The organism is Sodalinema sp. (assembly GCF_046483825.1).
Lineage (GTDB): Bacteria > Cyanobacteriota > Cyanobacteriia > Cyanobacteriales > Geitlerinemataceae > Sodalinema.
On record NZ_JAWOCL010000183.1, the window covers coordinates 1 to 6,714 of the forward strand.

Here is a 6,714-nt window from a genome sequence, read left to right on the forward strand (position 1 = left end):
GGATGGGGTGACACTTCCTGATGGCTCGGTTCATGCTTAAGAGAAACGCCTTGTCACCTGTGGATGACTCGCAGATGACTCGCAAATGAGTCAATGCAAACTAGAGAATGGCTAGGGGAATCCGTGAATGCACTGAAAGATTTGCGGTGGAACTTATGGGGATCTTTCACAGTCTAATTTAACCAGTGGGAATGAACTGTTCCCCAGGGTGGAACCATCTACTGACTCATAACGACATTATTAAAAATCAAGTAGAGGTCAGACTGATGAGAACCCATGAGAACTTTAGCCAATCCCCCGTTGAGGACATGATGCTAATCTGGCATCGCATTGTCCTCAGTTTTATTATTGTGGTGTATGCTGCCCTGCATATCGGTGTGTTGCACCTGCCCTCGACGCAGGATTTAGCTGATTCAACCCGACCGAGATTGTCTCACGTGGCGATGACCCACTCCTCGGTGTTGTTGCCCGAGTCTCCAATTCCCTTGAGAGGGATATGACGTCGGTTACCCCCTCCTCTGGGTTGAGGAGATGGATTTTGGGCGGCGATCGCATCCTCTTTGGACCAACAGCCCTTACACTAAATTAGGATTGCCTAGATCTTAAGCATCCGTATTTTTTGTAGAAGGCGAGGGGGGCCGCTATGGTTGACAATCAGAACACCACGTCCGTTGAAGAACGGTCATCCCGTCAAGAGTTGCGAGAGTTAGTGCGATCGCAACTCCAGATGTTTCTCGAACAGGGTAACTTCCAGGGAGCCAAAACCCTGCTGGTTCCCGTGCAGCCGGCCGACGCGGCCGAGGCGATCGAAGGATTGCCCCAAACCCTTCATGCGATTGCCTTTCGTCTGCTCCCTAAAGACAAATCCACCGAGATTTACGAGCATCTTGATTCCAAGGTACAGCAGACGCTGATCGAAGAATTTAAAAACCAGGAACTGCGAGATCTCATCGACCAAATGTCCCCCGATGACCGGGTCCGACTTCTCGACGAACTCCCCGTGAACCTGGTGCGGCGATTACTCAAAGAACTCAGTTCTAGCGAGCGTCAAGCCACCTCACTGCTTCTCGGCTATGAACCCAACACCGCCGGGCGCATCATGACTCCCGAATATGTCTCCCTCAAAGAGCATTTCACCATCAACCGAGCCTTTGAGCGGATTCGTAGCCTCGCCAACATCACGGAAACCATTTACGCCCTCTACGTCACCGACACCGCTCGCCATCTAACGGGTATCCTCTCCCTGCGAGATCTCGTCACCGCTGAACCCGAACAGACCATTGGCGAGATTATGACCGAGGATGTAGTCTTTGTGCATACCAGTACCGACCAAGAGGAAGTCGCTCGTACCATCCAACGCTATGATTTCCTAGCGGTTCCCGTCGTCGATAGTGAACAGCGACTGGTGGGAATTGTCACCGTGGATGACATTATTGATGTTCTCGAACGAGAAACTACCGAAGATATTTACGCCCTGGGTGCGGTGCAAGCCGATCGCGAAAACTACTTTCAGATGAGTTTATTTCGCATCTCGAAGCGGCGCGTCTCTTGGCTGTTGATCTTGTTGTTAACCAACATCCTCACGGGAGGAATTATTAACGCCAATGAGGCAATTCTCGAACGAGTGGTGAGCTTAGCGATGTTTATTCCTCTGCTCATTGGTACGGGGGGAAATGTTGGCACTCAATCTTCGACGGTCGTCATTCGGGGTCTGAGTACCGATAAAATTCGAGATATGATCTCTTGGCAGATTATTCGCCGTGAAGCCTTGGTGGGGATTGTTTTGGGGCTGATGATGGGGGCGTTAGTGGTCGTCGGGGCTTATCTTGTGCAACGAGACTGGGCCGTAGCGGTCACCGTTGGGTTAAGTTTATGGGGGATTACGACCCTGGCGGCGACATCTGGGGCGGCTCTCCCGATGCTCTTTAAGTCCCGAGGTTTTGATCCGGCGTTGATGTCTGCCCCCTTCATTGCCACCTGTGTGGATGTTTTGGGGGTTCTGATTTACTTTTATGTGGCACGATTGTTGATTCGTGTTTAACACCGGGATTGGCGATATATCTTAGTCCGGCAATTTATTGAGCAATTGTAGGTTTACCAGAGTTAGGGAGGGATCACCTTGGTACAAAGTCAAGACGTCGCACAATCGATTTCATCTCGTGAGGAGTTGCGTGACTTGGTGCGATCGCAACTTCAGATTTTTCTCGAACAGGGCAATCTCAAAGATGCCAAACTGCTACTGGTTCCGGTGCAAGCGGTCGATGTTGCTGAAGTCATTCACGAATTGCCCGAAAACCTCCATGCGATCGCCTTCCGCCTCCTCCCCAAAGACGAAGCCACTGAGGTCTATGAACATCTCGATCGCTCCGTACAACAGGCCCTATTAGAAGAGTTTAAAAACCAAGAAATCCGGGACTTAGTCGAACAGATGTCCCCGGACGATCGCGCGCGGCTTTTTGACGAACTTCCCGCCAAAGTGGTGCGTCAACTCCTGACTCATCTCAGCGCCAACGAACGGGAGGCCACCTCCCTACTGCTGGGCTACCAACCCGACACCGCCGGGCGCATCATGACCCCGGAGTATATCTCCCTCAAGGAGAATCTGACGGTTAATGGGGCTTTGGAGCGGATTCGTCATCTCGCGGACACCACTGAGACGGTGTATGCGCTCTATGTGACCGATGCGGCTCGACATCTGACAGGAATCCTCTCCCTGCGCGATTTGGTGGTGGCTCAACCCGAGCAAACCGTCGGTGAGATTATGAACCGAGATGCGGTGTTTGTCCATACCAGTACCGACCAAGAGGAAGTGGCCCGCACCATTCAACGCTACGACTTCCTCGCGGTTCCCGTCGTCGACAGTGAACAGCGACTGGTGGGGATTGTCACCGTTGACGACATCATCGATGTGATTGAACGGGAAACGACCGAGGATATTTATGCTCTCGGTGGCTTGCAATCCGATGGTGAAGATTACTTTCAGATGAACCTGTTTCGGGTGTCCCGGCAACGGGCCTCCTGGCTGTTAATTTTGTTGGTGACTAATGTCTTGACAAGTGCGGTGATTCGTGCTAATGAGGGAACGCTCAAACAATTGGTGGGATTAGCCATGTTTATTCCCCTGCTGATTGGAACCGGTGGGAATGTGGGAACCCAGTCTTCGACGGTGATTATTCGGGGGCTAAATATGGATAAAATCCAGACGGGGGGGGCTTGGCGCTTAATTCGTCGTGAGGCGATCGCCGGACTCATGCTCGGCAGTATGCTGGGAGCGTTGGTGACGGTGGGGGCTTACCTCCTCCAGGGGGATATTATTATCTCCTTGTCGGCCGGTGTTAGTCTGATCGCCATTGCCGTGTTAGCGTCAACCTCTGGGGCGGCGTTACCGATTCTCTTTAAGTCTCAAGGCTTCGATCCGGCGTTGATGTCAGCGCCTTTTATTACCACCTGCGTCGATGTGTTGGGGGTTCTAATTTACTTTACCGTGGCTCGGGTTCTCTTAACCTTGATTCCCACAGCCTAACCCCTCGTGAACGATGGAGGAAAAATCGCTAGGATACAAGAATACCAATGGTTAAGACCTCACGAATTGACAAGAGCGAATTGAACCTATGCTTCTCGGTAGTAATTATCCCTCCTCCATCCTCCGCGATCGCACCCTAGAAACCATCCTCCACGAACGGCGACAACGGTTGGCGGAGTTGGTGGATTTCCCGGTGATTCTCTGGTCCGGGCGCAGCAAATCCCGTAATTTCCCGGCCAACAAATACCCTTTTCGCCCCAGTAGTCATTTTCTCTATTTTGCCGGGTTACCCCTAGAAAATGCGGCCATTCGTCTCGAATCCGGGCGCTTGCACCTCTTCTATGACGATCCTCACCCCAGTGCTGCCCTCTGGCATGGAGAACAGCCCAAACGCCACCAAATCGCCAGTACCATTGGTGCGGATGCCGCCTTCCCCCTCTCGGAATTGCCGGCCCAAGCCGAGGGTGCGGCGACGATTCCCGTGCAAAACGATGATGTGCGCAGTCTTCAGGCCGGGGTGTTGGGGCGATCGCTCTCGCCCATGGATAATTTACAGGGGAGCGATCGCCAACTGGTGCGGGCGATCGTGCAAGTGCGCCTAACCCACGACGCGGGGGCCTTAGTGGAACTGCGTCACGCGGCGGCGGTGACCGTGGAAGCCCACAAAGCGGGCATGGCCGCCACCCCAACCGCTAACTTAGAAGCCCAAGTGCGCGGGGCCATGGAGGGGGTGATTCTGGCCCACAACATGAGTTGCGCCTACAACAGTATTGTCACCGTTCATGGGGAAGTTCTCCACAATGAGCAGTATCATCATGCCATCAACGCCGATGATTTAATCTTGGCCGATGTCGGTGCCGAAGCCCCATCCGGTTGGGCCGCCGATGTCACCCGAACTTGGCCGGCGAAAGGGACGTTTTCCCCCAGTCAGCGGGCGATTTACGACGTGGTTTTAGCCGCTCATGACCGTTGTATTGAGGCGGTGAATCCGGGGGTGGAATACCGCCATATTCACCTGTTGGCGGCCCAAGTCATCGCCGAGGGATTAGTGGATTTAGGGATTTTGCGGGGACGGCCCGAGGATTTAGTCGAAGCCGATGCCCATGCCCTGTTTTTCCCCCATGGGATTGGTCATCTGTTGGGGTTGGATGTCCATGATATGGAAGATTTAGGGGATTATGCGGGCTATGAGAAGGGACGAGCGCGCAGTCGTCGCTTTGGCTTGGGCTTTTTGCGTCTGCATCGTCCGCTGAAGCCTTCGATGTTGGTCACCATTGAACCGGGGTTTTATCAGGTTCCGGGGATTCTCAATGATGCGGGGAATCGGCAGCGATACCGGGAGATGGTCAATTGGCAGCGTCTGGGGGACTTTGCGGATGTGCGTGGGATTCGTATTGAGGATGATGTGTTGGTGACGGCGGATGGGCCGGAGGTGTTGACGGCGGCGTTACCGACTCAGGCGGCGGCGATCGAGGATTTGCTGAGGGATTAAGTCTCAGGTACAGGTTAGGTGGGCCTGGGAGGATGTCAAGTCATGGGACGGAGTTGGCCGGGTTGATTGAACCGGCGGAGCGGGTTGTGTTGGTGTTTCTGTGCGATCGCCTCCCTGAAGAATGGCCGCCCCAAGATCCGTTACCGGTGTGATCGGGTTTGTCCCGAAAGTTGACTCCAGAGGGCTGATCACGGAAGTATACTCGTGCCATGGCTGAAGCCGTGGCACGGGCTTTGGGCGGCTCTGCCGCCGGCTGGAGGCAAAACCAATTAGCTGAATACTCGTTCAACAACATTGACATTCTCTTAAAACTGAATTATCATAAATCCCAAAATTAATCAAGGGTGGAAACATTTTGTCTTTCTTAAAGGCCACCAGCTACCAAGAGGTGATTGAGTCCAATCAAAAAATCGCCCAGGAAGACTATAATCGCGTTATCGAAGAGCTTAACCCCGTTCACAAGGCGCTAATAGAACTAAATAAAACCCTCAATACCCAATCAAGAGAGGTCGAAACATCCGTCAGTCGTTCCGAACAAGACTATCTCAAGCCGATTAGTGAAATTTATAATCGGTTACGGGAATCTCGTTCAATGGATATCGATAATCTTCAAGCAATGGTTCGAGCCAAAAAACGAACGGTTGCTCACTTCACCATCGTGATGATGGGGCGGACGAAAGCGGGTAAAAGTACCCTGTTTTCCACCTTGTTAGGCACAAAGTACGAGAGAATTGGCACAGGTCAACAACGGACAACCCGCCAAAATTATACTTACGATCTTGGCAATGGAATTCGCTTAATTGATACGCCCGGTATTGCGGCTGTTGGTGGTGAAAAAGATGAAGCCGAAGCCCTAAAAGCCGTCAATGAGGCAGACTTGATTTGCTATATTGTAACCAATGATAGCATTCAAGAATCAGAGTTTGACTTTTTTGACAAACTCAAACGACAAACTAAACCGTTAATCATACTCCTCAATGTTCAAGACAACCTAGAAGATGAGGATCTCTTAGAGTTTTTCCTGGACGACCCAGATGAAGAATTGACGGGTCAAGATATAGAAGATCACAAAAAACGAATTTTCAACTATGCCAGAAAAAAATATAATAATGATTCCATCGTTGTTATTCCCGTGATGTTGCTGGCCGCACGACTATCTCGACAAAAGCAAGACCCGGAATTGTGTAAACAGCTTTACGAAGCCAGCCGAATTCAAGAGTTTCTCAAGCAAATTGATGATGCGATTAAAAATTATGGCTCACTCTTAACCTCTCAAACGATTATTGGGGAGACCTCCGTCTTACTCACACCCCCCTTATTGGCAATCCAGAATGAGCGCAAAATTTGTCTGAAACTTGCGGATACAATCCAACAAAAAAAACAGGAAACTCAAATAAAACTAACACAGATCCGAAAAGACTGTTTAAACCAACTGAAACTGAAGATTGATTCAGTTTTCAAGGAACTTATCGATGAAATTCCCCAGTTTGCTGTAAGCAACTGGGAGCGAAGTCAACAGGAACAACAAAAAGCCTGGAAGAAAATTGTTGAAGACAAAGTCAGGGTAGAAGATAATCTTCAAGATCTCATCAAGTCTTGTCAAACTGACTATAAAGATAAGGTGCAAGAAGTTTTGGAGGAAATCAGTCAAGACATTAATTTTATGGGTACATTTGGCTATAAAGCTGATGATTTTACT

5 protein-coding genes are annotated in these 6,714 nt (G+C 50.8%); all 5 read left to right on the plus strand.

Annotated features, from left to right (window positions below; all coding sequences use genetic code 11):
- Positions 1-266 precede the first annotated feature (266 nt).
- Positions 267-500: a hypothetical protein gene (locus tag R6U67_RS11960; RefSeq protein ID WP_410252760.1), complete on the plus strand. Its 234-nt coding sequence runs from the start codon at positions 267-269 to the stop codon at positions 498-500.
- A 143-nt stretch (positions 501-643) separates the two neighbouring features.
- The gene (mgtE, locus tag R6U67_RS11965; RefSeq protein ID WP_410252761.1) at positions 644-2,041 is read left to right on the plus strand and encodes a magnesium transporter; all 1,398 of its coding nucleotides are present in this window, start codon (positions 644-646) and stop codon (positions 2,039-2,041) included.
- Between the two features lie 72 nt (positions 2,042-2,113).
- A complete protein-coding gene (mgtE, locus tag R6U67_RS11970; RefSeq protein WP_410252764.1) occupies positions 2,114-3,523 on the plus strand; it encodes a magnesium transporter in 1,410 nt (469 codons plus the stop codon).
- Between the two features lie 88 nt (positions 3,524-3,611).
- Positions 3,612-5,015 carry an aminopeptidase P family protein gene (locus tag R6U67_RS11975; protein ID WP_410252762.1) on the plus strand — a complete coding sequence of 468 codons (1,404 nt, stop codon included), beginning with the start codon at positions 3,612-3,614 and terminating at the stop codon, positions 5,013-5,015.
- 355 nt (positions 5,016-5,370) lie between these two features.
- The coding region (locus R6U67_RS11980) for a GTPase (protein WP_410252763.1) at positions 5,371-6,714 on the plus strand (1,344 nt) is incomplete at its 3' end.